This window comes from Wolbachia endosymbiont (group A) of Hedychridium roseum, from assembly GCF_964028325.1.
Lineage (GTDB): Bacteria > Pseudomonadota > Alphaproteobacteria > Rickettsiales > Anaplasmataceae > Wolbachia.
Map to the genome: position 1 here is coordinate 23,429 of NZ_OZ034755.1, position 20,949 is coordinate 44,377.

General features: G+C 33.1%; 11 protein-coding genes. 4 read left to right on the forward strand and 7 right to left on the reverse strand.

Annotated features, from left to right (window positions below; translation table 11 throughout):
* Nucleotides 1–22 precede the first annotated feature (22 nt).
* From ABWU23_RS00125 to ABWU23_RS00135, 3 genes are all read left to right on the forward strand, one after another.
* Nucleotides 23–553, forward strand: a complete 531-nt coding sequence (locus ABWU23_RS00125) for an ankyrin repeat domain-containing protein (protein ID WP_353270572.1) — start codon at nucleotides 23–25, stop codon at nucleotides 551–553.
* A gap of 67 nt (nucleotides 554–620) precedes the next feature.
* Entirely contained in the window at nucleotides 621–848 is a 228-nt protein-coding gene (locus tag ABWU23_RS00130; RefSeq protein ID WP_353270573.1) for a hypothetical protein, read from the forward strand.
* Nucleotides 849–868: 20 nt separating this feature from the next.
* Nucleotides 869–1,789 (forward strand): patatin-like phospholipase family protein, encoded by a 921-nt coding sequence (locus tag ABWU23_RS00135; RefSeq protein WP_353270574.1) that lies wholly within the window; start codon nucleotides 869–871, stop codon nucleotides 1,787–1,789.
* A 59-nt stretch (nucleotides 1,790–1,848) separates the two neighbouring features.
* Here the strand turns inward: ABWU23_RS00135 and ABWU23_RS00140 are convergent, their stop codons facing one another.
* From ABWU23_RS00140 to ABWU23_RS00155, 4 genes are all read right to left on the reverse strand, one after another.
* Complete coding sequence (locus ABWU23_RS00140; RefSeq protein WP_353270575.1) at nucleotides 1,849–2,778, reverse strand: helix-turn-helix domain-containing protein; 930 nt, start codon at nucleotides 2,776–2,778, stop codon at nucleotides 1,849–1,851.
* Between the two features lie 91 nt (nucleotides 2,779–2,869).
* Nucleotides 2,870–4,111: a hypothetical protein gene (locus ABWU23_RS00145; RefSeq protein ID WP_353270576.1), complete on the reverse strand. Its 1,242-nt coding sequence runs from the start codon at nucleotides 4,109–4,111 to the stop codon at nucleotides 2,870–2,872.
* A gap of 270 nt (nucleotides 4,112–4,381) precedes the next feature.
* Entirely contained in the window at nucleotides 4,382–5,050 is a 669-nt protein-coding gene (locus ABWU23_RS00150) for a RadC family protein (protein WP_262986483.1), read from the reverse strand.
* A gap of 206 nt (nucleotides 5,051–5,256) precedes the next feature.
* Nucleotides 5,257–6,156, reverse strand: coding sequence for a helix-turn-helix domain-containing protein (locus ABWU23_RS00155; RefSeq protein ID WP_353270577.1), 900 nt, complete (start codon nucleotides 6,154–6,156; stop codon nucleotides 5,257–5,259).
* A gap of 113 nt (nucleotides 6,157–6,269) precedes the next feature.
* Here ABWU23_RS00155 and ABWU23_RS00160 point away from each other — a divergent pair, with 113 nt between their 5' ends.
* On the forward strand, nucleotides 6,270–7,166 hold the full coding sequence (locus ABWU23_RS00160) for an Rpn family recombination-promoting nuclease/putative transposase (RefSeq protein WP_353270578.1): 897 nt from the start codon (nucleotides 6,270–6,272) through the stop codon (nucleotides 7,164–7,166).
* A 337-nt stretch (nucleotides 7,167–7,503) separates the two neighbouring features.
* On the opposite strand, the gene ABWU23_RS00165 is transcribed toward ABWU23_RS00160, so the two are convergent.
* The 3 genes from ABWU23_RS00165 to ABWU23_RS00175 all read right to left on the reverse strand — a co-directional run bounded on the left by ABWU23_RS00165 (nucleotide 7,504) and on the right by ABWU23_RS00175 (nucleotide 20,515).
* A complete protein-coding gene (locus ABWU23_RS00165) occupies nucleotides 7,504–17,472 on the reverse strand; it encodes an ankyrin repeat domain-containing protein (protein ID WP_353270579.1) in 9,969 nt (3,322 codons plus the stop codon).
* A gap of 21 nt (nucleotides 17,473–17,493) precedes the next feature.
* Nucleotides 17,494–19,053, reverse strand: a complete 1,560-nt coding sequence (locus ABWU23_RS00170; protein ID WP_353270580.1) for an OTU domain-containing protein — start codon at nucleotides 19,051–19,053, stop codon at nucleotides 17,494–17,496.
* A gap of 199 nt (nucleotides 19,054–19,252) precedes the next feature.
* Nucleotides 19,253–20,515 (reverse strand): hypothetical protein, encoded by a 1,263-nt coding sequence (locus ABWU23_RS00175; protein WP_353270581.1) that lies wholly within the window; start codon nucleotides 20,513–20,515, stop codon nucleotides 19,253–19,255.
* Nucleotides 20,516–20,949: the final 434 nt, after the last annotated feature.

Sequence of the window (20,949 nt, forward strand, 5' to 3'; positions counted from 1 at the left end):
CAATGTAAAGAAACTACTGAATATGAGTCAACTGAAATGTAATGAAAAGGAAAAAATACATTTTGTATGGTTTATAATATTAATGGTATGTGTTGTTATTACTTATTGCTACCAAAGATCTAAAGCTGCAGATAATTATAACAAAACATTACAAGTGGCTACTAATAATTGCAACTTAGAAATAGTAAAACTTTTAGTAAAAGACATGGCTCCAAACTTGAGTGGAACAACGTTACATTTTGCAGCAAGAAAAGGATGTTTAGACATTATCAGATTTTTAATAGAAGAGGAAAAAGTAAATATAAACGCACTTGATAGAAATGCATTTAAAAGAATAGCTTTACATCACGCTGCAGGTGAAGGACACCTAGAAGTTATTAAGTTTTTATTAGACAAAGGTGCAGACCCTACCATTAGAGACACAGATGGGAAAAACCCAAGAGATGTAGCTGTACTAAGATCAAGGCACAATAAAGATAAACCTTACAGAGAAATAATAAAGCTACTTGCAGAAGCAGAGGATCGATACGAATCAACAGAAAGAAATCACTAAAGCTGCAAGTTTTTTATGATCTCCATATAAACTTCCAAAACTATCCATAACAGATTAATACTTTCACATGAAAAAGCAAAAAATCCCAATTACAGTAATTATCACGTTATTAATCCAAACAGTAGCAATCATATGGTGGTTATCCAAGTTAGACTCAAGGGTACAATTTCACGATAAACTTATTGAATATGGTTTAATGGAAAAAGTGTTAGTACTTGAGGAAAGGGTAAAAAATCTTTCTGAGGAATTGGATGAGTTTAAATTACACGTTCTAGGCGGAAAAATTAAATCTTAATACCCTTACCTAAATTCATAATGATTAAATATATTTTATCCGTTGATGGAGGTGGAATTAGAGGAATCATTCCTGCCATTATTCTAGCAGAAATAGAAAAAAGAACAAGAAAGAGGGTAGCTGAAATCTTTGATCTTATAGCAGGTACTTCAACCGGTGGAATTGTTGTAGCAGGATTATGTAAAAAAGATAAACCTCAATATTCTGCTAATGATTTAGTCGAGTTCTATCGGGAATATGGACCATATATTTTTAAGTCTTCATTTTTTAGGCGATCAATACTATCTTGGTTTCACTGCGCACAATATCCACATAAAAATATTGAATCTGTACTGGATAAATATTTTGGAGAGGATATTCTAAAAAAGACATTAAGTAATTTGCTAATCACAAGTTACGATATTAACAATAATTGTCCATTTTTCTTCAAAAGCTGGAAAGAAGGTAATATTAAGCTGAAAGATGCACTCAGAGCTACAACAGCTGCACCTACTTATTTCATACCAAAACATCTAAAAATCAACCAGATAGACAGAGTATTAGTGGATGGAGGGGTTTTTGCCAATAATCCAGCGGCTTGTGCATATGCAAGTGGTAAGAGGTTATTTCCAAATGATGATATTCTACTGTTATCGATAGGTACTGGCAGAACAGATAGAAGTATAAGGTATTCTAACTCGAGGAAATTTGGAAAGATAGGTTGGATAAAACCGCTGTTGAATGTAATTTTTGCCTCAAGTTTAGATGCAGTAAATTATCAGTTGGATCAAGTTATAGGTAGTAAGTATTTAAGAATACAATCACAGTTAAAAATAGCATCACCTGACATGGATAATATTACATCAAAAAATATCAAATCTCTTCAGCAAGAGGCAAATGCAATGATAGAGGATAATCAGAAAGTGATAGAGAAATTCTGTATAGATATATTAAATATATAATCATTCTCTCTAATATTTAAATATATTATTTATGAATAAGCAAACTACTGAAGTTCAGGCTAAGTTTTAAAAGCATAATTTTCAAGCTCATCAATAGATAAATCTGTTATTTTAGAAATAGCATCAATAGAAACGTCCAACATACGTAAATTATTCGCAACTTTTATTGCCTCTGCTTTATAAATCTTTTCTTTGTAAACTTGCTTTCTTTGCGATAAAAATTCTACCCATATATCCAGTTCATCTCGTGATTCTTGATTGTCAATTTTTTTAGACTCTCTCACCCAACTTAATAGCTCGTTTTCTGCTTTGCAATTATCTTCTTCATACTTCTTCATCAGATCTTCAGCATTCACTGATAACTTCTCTGCTATTTCCCATAATCTTTCGCTTAAAATAGTAACACTACCTTGTTCATAGTGATGTATCTGTGATGGTCCTATATCTAGCTCTCTTGCTAAATCCTCTTGAGTATATCCTCTTATTATCCTCCACTTTTTTATCTCTTGTCCTTCGTTTGAATGTTCAGAGCCTTTTTTCTCCTTATTATCATATTCATCAGTTGATAAACCAGTTGCCCGATAGATAATATCATTATCAAACCCCACTTTCGCTAAGTTCTTGGCCATGCTTACCCTTGCAGCTTTTACATTATTTTCCTCTTCAGCTTGAATAAACCCAGTTAAATCGCGAATCAACTTGCATGACTCTTGTCCCTTTATTTTTGCTATCATCCATTCTTTGTTAAAAGAACAATTTTCTCTCAGTACTTTTTGTCTAGGAAACAAGCTACCAACGTGAATTGATAATGCTTCCGCTATGACTTTTAATTTTTTAGTTGGAATGCCACATGCTCCTTGCTCATATCTTAGCAATGTATGATATTTTATGCCGGTTTTATCTACTAAATCTTTTAGGGTATACTTTTGTTTTAGCCTCCAGCTTCTTACTTTTTGTGCTATTTTGTATCTTATAGAGATATTTGCCATATCGTAACAATTTTACCGAAATAAACATCTGTTAGAAAGCCTTTTTCAATTTTATGGTTGTAAGTAAGAAGGGAAGAAAACCTCCCTTCGTTTAAAGTTTCCGAGAAGTTTCTTTACTACCTCCACATACCTTATCAACCCACGATAATGTTTCGCTATTACTAATTGTCTTTTCAACCTTATCTTTACTCCACTTGCCACTCCTAGGAAAACTTCCTTTTTCTACCGCTTCTGTGACCGTCATTCCTCCAAAAAAACACCCTTTTCCTATATTTTCCCCTCTCTTTTGTAGTTCAGACCACATTTCTTTATCTGCCACTCTGACCTCTACTTGACTGTCATTTTCCGCATTATGGTATACTACAATTTTTAGGCTACCAATACTTGTAGGAAATGTTATTTCAAAAGCACTATTATCAGACACATCAACGTAATTCCTTTCACCTTCTTTTCCAATTCTAACTTCAACCTTACTATTTCCTATTTCTATAACATCACCTCCTAATTTTACCTCCCTTGTGGTTAACCCTAAATTTTTTGTACCTTCCAATACCCTTGCAATATTTACCTTACTATTTTCAGAAAATTTCATAAAAAACGTCTGATTATCCATTTCCACGTCTTCTATGATTCCTTCATTTTCAATAGCACTTTCACCGATTTCTCTCAGTTCTTTAAGCCACTCATCTATCTGTGGACGAACCTCTTGATACAGTTTGTTATGCATCTCACTTATTCCCTTATCCTGCAATAGATCGTAACTGAATATTGCTCCATTTAGCATCAATTCACATATTATGTCTTCCTTCTCATTTTTTTTGCATTTGATCGAAGATACTTTCGATATTACTGTATCAGCAAAACTCTTCTGTCCTTCGCTATACGCATTTATCCTGATTCCAGAACTTAATGCTTGGTCTATAGTTTTGTTCAGTTCTTCTACGCTTTTTGCCTTTACTACTGCATTTTTAAACCATCTCAATTCTGCATTTTCACTTGCACTTGGCTCTATCTTACTTAAGGCTGGAATAAACGGATTTTGACGATTTGAAGATTTTGTGTTATAAATCTTACGTCCTTCTCCAAGATTGATTGATTTTTCAGAAACATCGCTAGGGGAAGGCACACCTTCAGGCTTCTCAAACCTACTTTTATCATCAAATATTTTCGGATCAGTCTCGTCTACAAGTATAGGCTGCTGATTTTTTTTATCAGTACGCTTTATACCTTCAATAGCGCTATAAAGTCCTTTTGGTAACTTTTTAGAATCAATGATTAACTCATAAGTATTTCCATCCATATCATCAAATGATACTGTTTTTTTAGTAGTCATATAGCCTCCTATTAAGCATGTTATTCAAGTCTACAGAGCAATTTATTGCTTTATAATTAACTTAATACGCAAATTATAAAAAGATCTTGTATATCTTGCAACTATTTATAATAAAAGAATAGCTTTTTAGGATTTTTATTCTTTAATTACGACTTAATATACAAATTATACAAAGACCTTTCATATTTTGTAATTCTCCAATACAGATTCTTGACTAAGTTTTTTTGCTACTGTGTGGTAGCCAAACTTCTCAAGCAATTGAAATTTGGTTTATAACAGCTCTCTTTCCTTAAAACTGCAATATCCTTTGTCTGTCATAATAATGTGATCCTCTAACTCAATTCCCACTCCTTGACATGCTGACACTAATTCTCTAGTCATTACTTTATCATCTTCTGATGGCTCTAAACTTCCTCCCGGATGATTATGAGATAATATTATCGATGCTGCTTCCATTGATAATGCCTTTTTTACCACTTTCCTTTCAGATAGGTGTACTTCGTCTATTGTACCAAAATAAACTTCATCTCTTATCAAACGGTTCTGTTTATCCAAATATATTATCTGAACAGCTTCTTTTGCTGAAAAGCCTATATTTACCCTTACATACTCTATCAGCTTTTCTTGGCTATCCATTACAGGTCCTCTTTTTAACCCTTCTCTGAGTGCTCTCTTATAAGCTTCTTTCACACATTCAATTGCTGCAGCTGCATGTTCAGTCATTCCTTCTATCATTTTCAGATCATCGATTTCTCGTCCCAAAATTTCTCCTATTCCTGGGCAGTTATCCATTAGAGTTTTAGTAACATCTTGTGCTTGCTTTCTGTCGTGAACTGCTCCTAGAAGCACTGACACTATCTCACGATCAAATAGAGCACTTCCTCCTCCACTCTGTAATACTCTCTCTATTTCTTCTGTAAGTTTTTTACCATTATTCATAAAATATACTCCTCGTTAATAACAAATTGTTTTTAATTATTTACTGCTGTTTTTTATCAGCATTGGCATAAAGCCATAGCTTCCGAGTGAAGTCAAATCAATTTTTCAATCTTTTTTACTTATTTTCTTATGAATAGGTTAAAATCTTAATAGATATTTATTTTTATCTAATTGAAAATTAATTCTTCATGTAAAAAAAATTGTTATTAATCAATTATTTTAGAAATAGCATCAGTAGAAAAACCTAACTGAAGTAAATTATTTGCAACTTTCATTTCCTCTATTTTATTAATCTTCTCTTTGTAAATTTGCTTTCTTTGCAATAAAAATTCTACCCATATATTTAGCTCATCTCGTGATTCTTGATCGTCAATTTTTCTATATTCTCTTGCCAAACTTAATAATTCATTTTCTCCTTCGCAATCACTTTCTTTGTATTCCTTTATTAGATCTTCAGCATCTACTGATAATTCTCTTGCTATTTCCCATAACCTTTCACTTAAAAGAGTAACGCTACCTTGTTCATAGTGATGTATCTGTGAGGGACCTACATCTAGCTTTTTTGCTAATTCTTCTTGCGTATAGCCTCTGATTATTCTCCACTTCTTGATCTCTTGTCCTCCGTTTTGGCTTGTACAGCCGATATTCTCTCTATCAGCATATTCTTCAATTGGTAAGCCTGTTGCTCGATAGATAATGTCATTATCAAACCCTGCTTTAACTAGATTCTTTGCAATTTTTATTCTTGCTGCTTTTATATTACTTTCTTCCTCAGCTCGGATAGATTTGGTTAATGCATAAATTGCTTTGTGTCCTCCTGTTTTTTCTATAAAATTATACATTTCCTGGGTCTTAGCTTTGTCGAAACAACTACTTTCTTTTAGTACTTTTCGTCTAGGAAAGAGATTTCTAATAGGGATTGATAACGACTCTGCTATGATTTTTAACTTTTCAACTGGAATACCACATGTTCCTTGCTCATATCTTAGCAGCGTGTGGTAGTTTATGCTTGCTTTGTCTACTAAGTCTTTCAGAGTATATTTTCTCTTTAACCTCCAGCTCCTTACTTTTTGTGCTATCTGGTACCTTATCGAGATATTTGCCATAAATATTATACAGGTTAATACTACCAAATAAAGATATACAAAATGTTTGCATTTTAGTTGAATATTTCTTCACAATTGTGTATAATTATTAATGCTTTTTATCTTACTTTCTCATGGCTCTTTCCAAGTTTCTCGATCCAAAATTAGACTTAACATTTAAGAAAATTTTTGGTACTGAAAAAAATAAGAATATCCTTATCCATTTTTTGAATGATATCTTAGGCTTTACTGGAGTCAATGCTATTCAGGATGTTGAGTTCCTCAGCACCATTATGAATCCTGAGATTGCTTCTGATAAACAGAGTATCGTTGATGTCCTCTGTAAGGATTCTCTCGGAAATAGATATATTGCGGAAATGCAGCTCGCTCGTGATAAAGGCTTTGAAAAACGTGCTCAACTCTATGCTGCTAAGGCTTACTCAAGACAGTCTGGTAATTACATTGATTTTAAGAAAGTATTCTTTATTGCTATTTCTAATAGTACTCTTTTTCCTTCAGATGTTTATTATATTTCCACTCATAATGTACGCGATATAAAGACTAACGGACATTATTTAAAAGATTTTCAATTTGTCTTTATTGAACTACCTAAATTTACAAAAAGCAAAGTAGAGCAGTTGGAAACTACGGTTGAGAGATGGTGCTTTTTCTTTAAGTATGCAGAAGAAACAACTGATGAAGATTTAAGAAAAATAGCAGAAAAATCACCAATAATAAAGTTAGCATATGATGAGTTAGATAAATTTCATTGGAATGAGAAAGATCTTGTAGCTTATGAAGAAAGGGTAATGGATTTACAAAAAGAAGCTGCTATCTTGGAACAAAAACTTGATGATGCTAAACATGAAGGCATCCAAATCGGCCATGAAAAAGGCAGAGTGGAAGGTCGCAAAGAAAGGGATATTGAAGTAGCCAAAAACTCACTCAAGGCCGGTGTCCCTATAGATGTTATAGCTCAAATTACCGGTCTCTCTCATTCTGAAATTTTACAACTCAGGGAAAAAACATAAATACTACAACTTATTCACTTCAACATTTATGCAAACCTTCTCTAAGTTAGAAATATCCCCTCATTAAGAATCTAGTGAACTGTCTAAAATGGCTATAAAGATTACACATAGAATTATATAAATTACTATCATAACGTTACCCAAACTTCTATATCAAAGCTACGTGCTGTAAGTTCAATATGGAAAACACATTAACCACTTAGCATTTAATGTCTACTTTATCCATTTTAGTATTAAGACCATCAAACTTGATACTGGTTCCCTAATTATTTTGACTACCCTCACTTTAAATTTTCTACTACTTGGCATATTATAGCTCCACCTCTTATATTATAACCTACCTATTGAGATTACCTCCAAGCTTGGTTACTCCTATCTCAGAAAGACAAGTTGATACTTCTGAATGGCTGTGAACTGAAGCATTACTTAAATAACTTTGAGGCTCTAAACTCATTTGCTTTGCACCATCAACTTCTAATCTACCATCTCTGTTGTGTAATATCTGCTCTATTGATTGATTTAGCAGACCCTTATTAAATTTAGCTATAAACTTTTCAAATTTCTTTGGACTTAATTTACCAGCTTCTTCACCAGGACATGCTTTCTCTACATACGATTTTAAAATCCCTGAAATTTCATTAAATTTACCACTCATGACTTCTCTGGTAATCTCTTTCTGCATTCCCATATAATCAATATTTAACCGGTGCATTGATATGCCACTTTTTAATGCAGCTTGCTCTACTACTTTCTCAAATCCCTTTGTAATATTGAGTGCATAGCCCTGTGCTTCTAGTGGAGATATAGACTGATCTACAGTAGAAATATACTTCTGACCCGTAACCTTTCTAACGAGCACGTCAAGTAACATTATTGTACCATTTACATCCATTTTTGCATCAACTTGTGAGATTGGACTTGAAGTGCTTGATGTTTCCTTAGATAATGTAGGTTTAGAATTTAATAATCCACCTACAGAGCCTTTTACCCAATTAAATAAATCATTTATCCAGGAAGATGGTTTTATTGCACTGCTTGTTGCTATTTCAGGTTGATTACTTGAATCTATAGCAAGTGGTTTTCTTGACATATGGTGACGAGCATGATCTCCATGGTGATGACGGCGTTTGCGTTGAACAGTTTTGTCTCTTTCTTCTTTGATTTTCTCTAAATATTTTACAACATCATTATGTTTTTTCCAAGAAGCAAGATCCAACGGTGTTTTATCATCCTTGTCTTTAACTTCAAAATCAGCACCTTCTTCTATAAGGTATTTTACTACATCTAAATGACCATTTCTAGCAGCATAGTGTAGAGGAGTCCTACTAGTGTTATCCTTAGCATTAATGTCAGCAACTTCCTTTATAAGATACTCTACTCCGGGTAAGCAACCTTCAAATGCAGCCCAGTGTAAAGAAGTCCTTCCATTACTACTCTTAGTATTAATATAAGCACCCCGTTTGATACATTCTTTAACTTTATCAAGGTCTCCGCTTTTTGCAGCATTCAATAATTCTTTATCTAGATCTAATTGTGCTTGCCTTAAGACTTCCTCTATATCTTTGTAACCACTTTGAATAGCCAATTCTAAAGGTACATCACCATCCATGTCTCTAGCCTCAATGTTAGCGTGCTTATCAAGAAGAAATTTTACTATATCCAATCTGTTCACCCTAACAGCAAGATGCAAAGGTTTTTTATTATAGTCGTCTTGAGACTCAATATTAGCACCTTTATCAATAAGAAATTTAACCGTATCCAAATTACCCTCTCGAACAGCAAAATGTAAAGGTGTTCCCTGATACGTTATTTCATTATTAAATTTAGCACCCTTACTAACGAGAAGTTCTACTGCATTCCATTTACTTTCTCGAGCAGCAAAAAGTATAGGTGTCCAACCATTCCTATCTAGAAGCTCAATCCTAGCACATCTACTAAGAAGAAGCTGAATCATACCTAAGTTACCTTCTTGAGCAGCATAGTGTAAAGGCGTAGAACCATACATATCTTGAGCATTAATATTAGCACCATAATAAAGAACAAGACTCACTACATTCAATTTTCCTGATTGAGTAGCGAAAAAAATTGGTGTATAACCAAAATTGTCTTGAGCTTCAATATTAGCATTATAATCATCACAAAGAAGGTTTATTTTGCTCAGATCACCTGCTTTGGCAGCAAGATGTAAGGGTGTTCTACCAAGTTCGTCTTGAACCTCAATGTTATTACTATTTGGGATTTCTAAAGACGTAGAATTTCCTTGTAAGTTACTTATCAAATCTGAATTATGTATTTTACCAAGGTAGTTTATTACATTAGAATAACCACCACAAGAAGCATAATATAGAGGCGCCCAGCCACCATGATCTTTAATATTAACATCAATTTTTTCTTCGTCTATAAAATATTTTACTATATCTAGTTTACCATTGTAAGCAGCATAGTGAAGGGGAGTTCTACCACTATTATCTTTAATTTTTAAACTACTTTTTTCACCTACCACAAGATATTTTACTACATTTAGCTCGCCCCCATAAGCAGCACAATGCATAAGAGTTCGGCCATCGCTATACTTAGCACTTAAGCTAGCTCCTTGACTTACAAGATCTTCAACTTTGCTAAGATTTCCATATTGTGCTGCAATCAATAATTCTTTATCTAATTGCACTCGTTTTAAATACTCTACAATATTATTGTGTTTTTGATCAGTAGCAATATCCAGCAATGTTTTACCGCCTTTGTCTTGAGTGTAAACGTTAGCCCCCTTATCTACGAGGTACCTTACTAAATCCAAGTGACCATTCCGAGAGGCCAAGTATAGTAACGTCCGACCATCTCTACCAGTATCATCAATGCTCATTCCTTTGCTGAGAAAAAAATCTATAATGTCTTTGTTATTGTTTTCAGCGGCAATTTGTATAGGTTTTCTGCCAAAAATGTTCTCAGCGTTAATATCAGCACCCTTTTCTATTAAAAAGTTAGCAACTTCTAAGAAGCCTCTCCATGCAGCAAAATGTAGCGGTGTCCAACCATTTTTATCAGTATCATTAATATCAACACATTTGCTAATAAGGTACTTTAGTATATCCAAATTACCACTATAAGAAGCATCACATATAGAAGGGCCACAACGATGATCTTTACCCTCTAAACTAACGCCATTTTCAACAAGGTATTTAAATATACCAAAGTGACCTTTTAATACAGCATTGCGTGCAGGAGTATTACCATCTCTGTCTTCAGTATTAACATTAGCTCCTTGATTAACAAGGCCTGTTACTTCACTAATATTGCCAACTTTTGTTACATTCAACAATGCATGATCTAATTGTGCTTGCCTTGAAACCCTTACTATATCTAAACTAGAACCAGCATCTGCATTTCTCGTTTTTCTTACATTAGACCCACAATCTTCAATTATCCACATCCCTTGCAGAACCTGATCTCCTGGAATCCAAGTAAATACTCTACGCCTATCATTGTCATATTTAGCATAATCAGCAGCATATAAATGTTCTTTAAGCTTAACATTCATTATAGAACAGTTGTTACCATCAGGTTTAATCATCCACACATCTCGTGCAACTCCTCCACCTGAAACCCAAGTAAATACCATTCTCCTGTCGTTGTCATAATTGAAATAATCACTAGCAGCATATAAATTTTCATTAAATTCAGCATTCACTATATTAAAGTTGTCACCATCAGGTTTAATCTTCCACCTAAACTTATCATTTTTTTCATCCTTTGAAATCCAAGTAAATACTCTTCTTCTATTGCTGTCATAATTAAAACAACTATTAGCAGCATATAAATATTCATTATGATCAATATTTTTAATGCATACTTCTGACGCAAATACTGCATTTCTCACTGATTCTGGCAATCTGCCTTTTAGTTTCTCAAGGTTAGATCTATCTTCTTGATTGACATCAGAATAGTTCTTCATCTCCATTACTTCTTTGACATAGTAAGCTAACTTAAATACTGCATCATTATTTAAATCATTATTTCTTTGCATTGCGTTAAATACAGCCACATAACCCAATATACGCTGACTAACATCATTATGGCTTTCTACACAACTTAATATTTTTTTCGTATCTACTTTCCCATATACGTCATTTATCACTCCCTTAATTGTATTATTAAACAACCTTTGATCGAAATTATAAATGTCATTAGCAAGTGTATTAACCGAACCATAACGATCATGTAACATACCATCCTTTAGCTTCTCTTTTACTACATTTTTTATTGAATATTTTAACTTTTCTACAAAAAACTCTGCCCATCTTTTTACGTTAGGCACGGTTTCTGCTTGATTAATAATCTCCTTCTTTAAAACCTTAACCCTTTCCATCATCTTATATGGATCGTTGTTTCTATCCTCAATATTTGTTGCATCCTTACTAAGGAAGAATTTGACCACATCTAAATTACCATTGCAACCAGCTATACGAAGAGGTGTTCTACTATCTTTATCTTCAGCTTTAATATCATAACCTTTATCGATAAGGAACTCAGCTATATTTAATTTACCCTCCTGAGCAGCTAAGTGCAGAGGAAGGGCGTCCTTATTTTCAACACTAAAATCCTTTCTATCAAAAAGAACTTTTACTACATCTAACCTACCTCCTTGAATAGCCATACATAAAGGCGTTAATTCATTCTTACTTTCAGTATTCACACTTTCAATTTTTCTAATTAAACCTTTAGCTTCATTAATATTGTTTCGCACTATAGCATCAAACATTTTCTCCTTTAATAAAGTTACTTTCTCCTTATTAAAGTCCTCTAGAATATCTTCCGAATTACAAGCAGAAACTATGCATTTCAAATTAGAAACCATCGTATCATTAAAAGCGAACACCATTTCTCTTGCTGGTTGATAGGTATTCCAATTTTCTACTTTTGCTAAGGTATTATTTTTATGTGATAACACTAAACTATCATCAGTAATCTCGGTATCAAAATCCAATATAGACTTATCTCTAAAATCAACCAAACCAATATCATTTTTATCGATAGGTTGATTATGATAAATTTGTAATCCTTGTTCCTCTGGTTGATAGTATCTGAAAAAGCTAGGATTGATCTCTAGATGCTCAAGCCTTAAGTTTGTACTATCGATTTTATAAAGCTCATTGTTTATTCGTAATACAATTTGTTGATTCTCTGGATTTTTAAAATAATCAACTAACCCAATGGATAAAGACCATTTAGTACCTTTACTATCAAGTATTGTAATATCTTGTATCTCTAAACTACCCTCTGTAAGGTCAGAGATTGATTTGCCATAACATTCATTTATATAATCCCTTTTACCTTCTTCTATGCTTATACCATCAACATCTGTTACACTTAACTCAGCAAAATCAATGATACTATAAGGTATGTTTTGATAAGACACCACTTTGTTTTTTATTTTTAAATTGAGCCTTATTGGCGACAATGAAGTTTTGCTATTTAATGTATCTGGTAGTTTGATAATATACTGGTGTTGCCCTTTCTCTCCTTCTATTGTAATGTCCTGATAGTAATTACACAGCATCAGATAGTGATCATAACCATAGTTCCGTCCACCATTAAGGTATTTCTGATAACTACTTGTAACGTCAGAGCTACTATAGCTAAAATCAACAATGACTTGACCTGAGTACATGCCAGCAATTATCACTTTTTCACTAGGTACTCCCATATGGTTTTTAATAACTTCTACTTGAGATACTGGTATGTCAAAATTATTGTTATTGACAATATCTTTTGCAATTTGGTAAGTATCAAGTAATTGTTGGTCTAGAATACTTGCTTGTATAAATGCTTTTAACTTTTTTGCACTATTTTGTATTACCTCTCTACTAATATCACTTCCTGAACTTTTCAGCTCTTGATATCTAATATCTTCTATTGTATCAGACAAAGACTTATCTTGTATTGCAACAGACTCTGTTATTCCATTGCTATTTACTTGAATTACTAGATTTTTAAAATCATTGATTTTAGTACTTGAAACAATACTTTGTGTATTATTAGCTAAAACATCTAAGCTATAGCCGACCTTTTCTATATCTTCACTTATTCCCCACTGTGTGATATTAGCAACTTGAACCTTTATTATGTCAATATTTCCTTTTATTTTTCCTGTACTGCCCAAATCACTTACTATCTTAGCATTATCACTATCTTCATTAACAACAAATATTGTTTGTTTTAATCCCCTGTTATGCACATTTTCTTTGTTAACTACTCTAACTTCATAATCTTTGTCTGTGCAGTTAAATGAATTCTCCCAGACTTCTGCATTTTTTACATTAATCAATCTTGTTTTACAGTGAGTAGTAATATTTTGCTTGCTGTCAGAATTAGACACATAGTTATATGTGTTAACCAATCTTATGTTATTACTATTACCATAACGTATAGTTCCACTATGCAAATTTGCAGCGATATTATTAGCTTTAACATTCATTACTAGAGTATTTTCTTTTCCTGGTCCACCTTCAAGAGTACCAGACATATAGTCATTAATAATAAAAATAGTTTCATTATTTTTTGAGCCGACATAACGTATATTACTACCCTCTGAAATATGCATTACTGCTGGATAATTTGCTGCTGCTGTTAATGTTTTAGGTCCTGAAATATATAATACTGATCCTCTAGGAAATGTTTGCTTTTTTGTATTACTATGCTCTTTTCTTGTTGGATTAGTAAAGATAAAAGGTTCTCCTGAGAGAGTAAAGCTCTCTTGACAATTTCTATAAATTTTGCCACTGTTACATGGAGCGAACGCATCGTCACCTTTGTGCTTTGTATTGATTGTTTTGCTGCATTGAGATTTTTGTATCGGATTTGTTAATGGTGCATCTACAATTCTTAAGCCAAGATTTTCATACTCGTATTTTGTTAGATGAGGGATATGTTTTGCATCCGTATTAACAACATAAACTTTCTTTTCTTCAATCTCTTGATAGCATTGAGGACTATTCTTTATACCACAGATAAACCTTTCCCAACCTTCACTCATAACCAAAGTATAAGGTGTCATAGTCAATATCTTAGAGATATCAATAGAAGACAAATCTCTTTTTACACTAGAGGCTATATTGATCTTGTCAAAAGAGATATCTTTATATTTTTTTTCTAAATCACATGTCCACTTCATCTGCGTCGCACACTCAGGACCATACGGTGATGGCATAATACATATAGCCTGTGCACCCATATTTTTAATCACCTCACTATATTTCTCTTCAATGGAGATTACGTATTGTACAACCGCATCTATGTCATAATTGTCATTTAACAGTTTAATAGCTGCTTCTTTTACGTAAGTTAAATAACCTTTTATTCTAATTGTGTCTTCATATTCTTTTTCTACATCTCTTCCTGTAAAAAACTTGATTACCCCTGCAAAAAATACTTCCGCTTGTTCACCACCAGGTAATAGAGGTACTTGTTCTGCTATTGCTTTTGTATACTCTATTCTCTCATGAATTTCTACACCAATTGTTATTAATACATCAGCAACCATAGTAACTACTGCTGCCCTACCCAAAACTTTGCCTGCAGCAGATAATCCTCTTAAAATCTTAGTAGTTGTACTTACACTTTTCACTGTAAAGCTAACTCCTGCACTTACAGGCCTTATGCTCATGCTTGCTAGTTTTACACCACTACTAGCTGTCCAATAATAATTTAGTGGATGATGATTACCTTGAGCTATTTCGTTTATACTATATCCAAATTGATAAGCAATAGTTGCAAATGTAATACTTTGAACTATAGGATTACTGATAATCTTAACAAACGTTTGACGTACAGGCTGTGGTACCTTACTAATCAATTTTCCCACTTTACTATTAGGAGAAATACTTACGCTTGTCCTAACATCATCCATAGCATCTAGTATACCATTGATACCAAATACTTGCTTTAAAGCATTATTATCATGTCGTCCAAGTGTTGCTGTATCACTTATACTATCAAGCAAGTCATATATAGCCATCATGGAAAAAAACTTTCCACCTTTTGCTCCTTTTATTTTCGCTGAATCAAATTTATCACGATCAAATGCAATTCCTTTTTCTTGAAGGCTGCTTTCTACATTACTAATATAATCTGCAAAAACTTTTTCACCAAGATCATCAAAATGATTTTTAAACGTATCAAAAGTATCTTCCCTAACACCTTTTGCTAGCAAGTTCTGTTTAATTTCCTCTACAATATTAGAGTAATCTTGATTAGTTTGAACATCACCTATATCTTCAATGTATTTTTTATTCTCTAACAACTGCTTATCATTTGATAGTTGATGTAATTTATTATGAATTTTCTCTCTTTCTGCATCTGTAGTAAAATTTTTAATTATATCATCGAATTTTACTTCATAGCCATCGATGCTTAAATAATACTCAATATTTTGTCCTTTTATTTTTTCTTTTATAACGCGATCCTTATCTCTGACTACTTTTACTAAGATCTCAATACCATCACTATAATCATCTACAAAATATCTTTCTGCATTCTTCATTTCTATAATATCACCTATTATCAATTTTTTATCATTACCATTGTTATCTTTTACTTTTACATATACATCAGTCCTATCAGCATTGCCTATCATATCAAACACTTGCTCACGACCTATATCTACAATTTCATTAGTTAAATCCTTAGCATTATCAATATCAAATAGCTCTTTAACACGTTGCTTTTTTTCTTCCTTTGTAATCTTTTCTTCATCAAACGAATCTATGCAGGCCATACTTACACTTCTTTCTCTTCTTGGCTTTTTACTTGGTGGATACTCCGGCGATGAAGATTTTCTTTTAGAACACTGCCCTACAGTAGGCAACATATGATGTGAACTATGAACTACTCCAACAGGAATAAATCCTTCCTCGGCTGTCCTACTTGTTAAAATAAGTTTATTCGGATTATTAGATCCTTTATCGAAAACAACACCGATAAATTTTACCTCATCACCATCTGTAAGTGTTTTATAGGTAACACCTTCTTTGTACTCTTCATTTATTTGATCATTTGCTTCCCTCAATAAAGCTTGAGCCCCTTTACCCTGCCTTGATGCCTTAAGTTCTAACCCTATTGGAGTGTACTCCTCAGCATTTCCACCTTGAGCCACAAACTTAATACCATGAACTAGCATGTCAATACGTTCCCCTCTACCAGTTTGAAACTCAGTTAAAACTAATGCTCTAGTTTCTGGTGATTCCTGTAATTTTAAGTCACTATAATAACTAAACACTCCATTCAATATTCCCTGGAAATGAGCTTCTTTATTAACGAGACTCTTAAAAGGAAAGATTCCTTCTCCAATTTTTTCTAATAATCTACTATATCCTCTTATTGATAAGGATTGGATATCTAGTGCTTTATCAAATGTTTCTTTTAACTCATTAGGATAAGTAACTTCTTTAAAAGTACCTTGAAATCTATTATCTCCGTTGTTGTACTCTTGTAAAGAATTGTATTTTTCAGCCCAAATAGTAAGATATCTTTTAAAATCTGACTTGTATCTAGTATCAAAATTAAGACTTAATTCGATTATTTCCCTATTCCCTATTTCTCTATTTAATCTATCAAGAGGAAGAACTTCATTCAGCCCGTTCAAAACATCTTTTCTGTTAGCTTCAACAATATTCATCACATAAACCAACTTCTCTGTATTTTCTGGGATGAGCACCATTGTTACAACTGCATGGCTTGCATCAAGGTTAGCTGACAGTCTTTCTCTGGCTCTTTGAGCTGCCGGACGTCCAAGCCTACGAAGATTAGGATGCACTTCAGTAGGTATATTGTCTCCATAGATAAAAATATACTTTTTTAAACTTGTTCCTGAATCTTCACTTAATAATAATGATTGCCCTAGTAAAAACCTACTAAAATAATGATTATCTCCCTTCTCTGATGTACCAGGAAACGTATGATAAATACGTTCCATATTATCTTTTATCTGTTCTTTTAATTCTCTTTTACCAATCTCTTGCGTATCCCAATCATCAGAGGATTTTAACATATCTTGAAAAAGAGGAATTATTTCTTCTCCACGATTTGATACTTTAATATCAGAGATAGGAGACGGATTATCAAGGTTGACACCAACATATAAAATGTTATCTGCAGTAGTTAGAACTCGCTGAACATTTGGTTGGAAACCTTGTGCATACCTTTCTGCTTGCTGCAAAGCCTTATCTGGAGTAGCATTAGAACCTGCTCCCGCTTTTAATTCAATAATAATGGGAATAGAATCCAATGCACGATCAGGACCACGAGCCAGCAAGATAATATCTGCATAACCCCTTCATGCAAATTGCTCTGGGTAAACTCTAAGATTATACCTATAGTGGAAATTCATGAAAACGCCTACCATAAATCCATGATGTGCTGCTTCACGTGCACTATTATCATAGATTAATGAGTTTTCATATTTAGAATGAACTTCACTAATCTTTCCAAGAACTCTCTCAAGAGATCTTTCAACTATTGCCTCATCAGAGCCATTTAGCTCAGCTATATCAGCTTCTGGATTATTCCATATTCCTTTTTCTATTTCATGAAATTCTTTGCTAGTAGCAGAATCAAGTATCTCTTTAGCTTCCATATTAACAAAAATATCACCCTTTCCTTTATAGATCTGTACTAATCTAGATTTTATTCTATCTTGAATTTCATCCTTAATATTTAGGATCTCATTCTCAACATCCCGATCTCTAATCTTACTCCTATCTATATTATTTCTTAATATGTTCTCCAACTCATTAACAGTAAACTGATGGCCACGCTTACCTTCTGAAATGGAAAATAAATCTATATTATTAATAGCATCTTCAGCATTTCCAATTTGACCATTTTTAACAATAGCTACTTTTAAAGTTTTTGAAGTATCAAAACTAAAATAAATCTTTTTAATATTTAACTTTTCTGCAATTTTTGTATCTAGCAAAGTAGAAAAGCTCCCTAGGAAGAAGTGTGTAAAAAATCCTGCTTTTTCTACAGAGTGTAAATAAGATGGAATCTGATCCACAAATGACTGAAATCTCGGTTCAAAAGATTTAAAATCCTCATCTTGCTGGCTTATAACAACTTCTTTACTTGCTTCCTCTATCAATAACTGTATTAACTCAAAGTCTTGTGGTCTTACTTTACCCATGACTCTTTTTAAGCCTTTTGCAAGCTCTTTATCATTATCAATAATATTCCTTTCAAGACCAAAATTATAATGGTTTCGTTTACCTGGTGCACCAACATGAAATAACTGTATTTGAGTATTTCCATTACCATATTGAGTTTCAACCTCACCAGAAACACTAATCGTTGCGCTAAGCATTCCACTCATTGCTCTTATTTCAGGTTCACCTCCCCAAGTATCAGGGTTCCTCATGTTTTCCAAGTAACGCTCAAAATCACCTTCAACAAAATCTCTGAACTCATTTCTATAAGAACTTATGTGATCAACTACTCGATTACGAAATAAGTTTCTTACTAAATTTGCAAATGTATCATCATAATTCGCAGCACCTAAATTCCGAACCAAACCTCTAATATGATCTAAATTTTGGGTTACAGTTCCATCATTTCCAAATAGTACTTCATACCTTTGTCGAAATAAAGCATCGTCGTTTCTGACGGGTATTAAGTAAGCCATAGTAACAGACCAAAATAAGCAACTACCGTCTCCTGGAACATCGATTCTCTTAACCTGACTTCCACTTTCGGAATCAACATCAGATCTACGATAACGCTTAAGTTGATAAAATTCTTTAGCTTGCTCTATATATTGTATTTGATCCGATAATTCGGTAATCTTTGAATTAACGCCTTCTTTTTTTAGGTGATCTGTTAGATATTGTGTCTTAAACATAAAGCCCCCTTCATTACATTATACCAAACCCACTATTTATTATCAGAGATATCAACAATACAAGCTATTTTTACCCGCATACTAACTTGGATATATAACATTTGTATTATAATGCAACGCCTTTTTGACAGAAGCTAAAGTAGTAACAAGAGAAATCACCACCTACTTTATATACTTTATAGAATTACCTTATAATACCTTAATTACTCAACCCTAATTGCTCACATGCTTTGCTTAATTTAACCTCAGTTAAGCTAGTAAACTCTTCAGTTGTGGACTTACCGTATGATAAAAACTTACTTAACGAAGCTTCATCTCCTCTTTCTTTTAATATAGAACAGATGTGATTTGCATGTCTTGAACTCATAAACTCTTTAATTTGATTAGGACTAGCTTTATTCAATACTGCCCATGCTGGTTCCACACACCCCCTATTAATTAGAGGTACTAACAACCTCCCTTGAAACACAGGGCTACTTCTCATTTCTTCACTTAGTAATAAGGCACGATGGCTATCAAACCCTTCCTTTGTCCACATATGCATAAAAAGCCTTATTCCTTCATCTACGCAAGATTTTGAATAGCTTTCTATTTTTCTTATATACTTTAACCAAACACAATAATAATCTCCTGAAACATCACTTGGTTTTAAGCAATCAAACAATCTTTGAAATTGATCAAAGCGAAGTGCACCCTGTAGCGTGTTTAGACTACCATAATAACCATTTTCAGCTAAGTCTCTTTTTAGAAGTTCTGGATATTTATCAGGACTTATTTGACTAAAATAAAACTCGAATATTTCAGGATAACTATTACAACGGTTCCCTGCTACATATACTGCTGTCTTCATCAAGATTTCATCCTTTTTCTGTTCGCTCATCTCACTTTCAGGTAATGATTTTATTTTATTCCAGAAGAATTCCACTGCCTGCTCTTGCTTAAGACTCACAGCACATTTAAGCCCGTACTCATATGGATGACAGCCATCTAAATTTAGTTTAGAGATGTAACCACTAACAAAATGTGACCAAAAAACTATTAAAAGGTTGCCTCCTAGAGTCTTAACTAAGTGACCATACTCCAACAGACTGCTCTTACCTTGAGCTGATAGTTTATTTTTTCTCTCTTCAAATAGAGCAATAATATCTTCTTCCAGGCAATAACGACAGGCAATCTCATATCTTTTATCAGTACTAAAAGGACTATTTGAATTTTGCACAATCAATTTTTTACCTACCATTTGCCTATCAAGCTTAACTCCGTGTAAATTGTCTACTTTTTTCCAACAATCCTCGCTAGACAATACCTGTGCAAGAAAATTACGTCCTTTCTTGCCACTTTTTTGGTGCAGACGCCAATTTGCATAGCACCAGCGTTCAATTTGAAAAAGCTTAGATGCTCTATGGGGATCATCCTCTTTAATAGACGAAAATAAAACTTTTGGAATATCTGAATGCAGCATAATCACCCCTCTATAAATGGAAAAACATGAAAACTGTTACGTCTAACATACACTATAGTAACTTGATACCATTTCGAGTAGAATATCCCATTTCTAAGTTTTGTCAATCATCAACTTGAAAAATTTTTTAGACTTGAATAACTCTCAACAAAAGCCTCTTAATATGAGAGATACATGACACTTTGTTTATTTTAAATTCTGTTTTTTATAAGTTTATCTTAATACTTATTGTTAAATGAATTACTATTAATTTAATATTATATATCGCTAATGAATTAAATAATATAACCATTTCCAACACTAAAAACCAAGGGCGGTGAGAACTATTTTTTTTGGGATGGCATGGTCTACCAAGCGTACCATACGAATTTTTTATTATAGTAACTTTACTATACTCTAAAACCAGCTATATTAAATTACTTCAGCCACATTTA

Bases quoted from the DNA above. Each gene is read 5' to 3' on its own strand.
- ABWU23_RS00125 (WP_353270572.1), top strand. From the start codon at position 23: ATGAGTCAACTGAAATGTAATGAAAAGGAAAAAATACATTTTGTATGG.
- ABWU23_RS00130 (WP_353270573.1), top strand. From the start codon at position 621: ATGAAAAAGCAAAAAATCCCAATTACAGTAATTATCACGTTATTAATC.
- ABWU23_RS00135 (WP_353270574.1), top strand. From the start codon at position 869: ATGATTAAATATATTTTATCCGTTGATGGAGGTGGAATTAGAGGAATC.
- ABWU23_RS00140 (WP_353270575.1), bottom strand. From the start codon at position 2,778: ATGGCAAATATCTCTATAAGATACAAAATAGCACAAAAAGTAAGAAGC.
- ABWU23_RS00145 (WP_353270576.1), bottom strand. From the start codon at position 4,111: ATGACTACTAAAAAAACAGTATCATTTGATGATATGGATGGAAATACT.
- ABWU23_RS00150 (WP_262986483.1), bottom strand. From the start codon at position 5,050: ATGAATAATGGTAAAAAACTTACAGAAGAAATAGAGAGAGTATTACAG.
- ABWU23_RS00155 (WP_353270577.1), bottom strand. From the start codon at position 6,156: ATGGCAAATATCTCGATAAGGTACCAGATAGCACAAAAAGTAAGGAGC.
- ABWU23_RS00160 (WP_353270578.1), top strand. From the start codon at position 6,270: ATGGCTCTTTCCAAGTTTCTCGATCCAAAATTAGACTTAACATTTAAG.
- ABWU23_RS00170 (WP_353270580.1), bottom strand. From the start codon at position 19,053: ATGTTTAAGACACAATATCTAACAGATCACCTAAAAAAAGAAGGCGTT.
- ABWU23_RS00175 (WP_353270581.1), bottom strand. From the start codon at position 20,515: ATGCTGCATTCAGATATTCCAAAAGTTTTATTTTCGTCTATTAAAGAG.